This is a genomic window from Pseudomonas sp. EA_5y_Pfl2_R50, from assembly GCF_963970475.1.
GTDB lineage: Bacteria > Pseudomonadota > Gammaproteobacteria > Pseudomonadales > Pseudomonadaceae > Aquipseudomonas.
Window position 1 is genome coordinate 1 of sequence record NZ_CAXAPT010000196.1, and the last position, 438, is coordinate 438.

A 438-nucleotide genomic window follows, 5' to 3' on the forward strand; every position below is an offset into this window, starting at 1 on the left:
TGAGCCGACGCCGGGGGCGGCTGTGGCGACGATCATCGGAAACTCATCGGTGGCGGCTGCAATTGGCGGCTCTGGAAACGCCAATCAGGCGGCCATCAGCGCCGGCACTCAGGCCAACGTAGCGGCGACTAGCAACGCTTGGCACGCGATCAACGGCCTCTTGAGCGGAAACAGCAACTGCGCACTCAATATCGACGGAACTGATAGCTCCGGCTTGACCTGCGGGTTCAACACATTTCCGGGGACTCCTATCCGCATCATGCGCGGCAACGGGACTCAGTTGGTCGGCAGCATTACCGAGACGGGACTCTTGGCGGTGTCGTCTTCGTCCACAGATCGAGGCAACATTCGCCTCAATCAAAAAGCTTATTACAACACCCCATGATGAATTTTATGAAGCGCGCTGTTCTCTCTTGCATTTGGGCGTTAGCGGGTTTG

Annotated in this window: 1 protein-coding gene; it reads left to right on the plus strand. The window is 57.8% G+C overall.

Going from position 1 to position 438, the window contains the following annotated elements:
* Positions 1–385: hypothetical protein (locus AACY19_RS27420; protein WP_339454625.1), on the plus strand; the 385-nt coding region annotated here is incomplete at its 5' end.
* Positions 386–438: the final 53 nt, after the last annotated feature.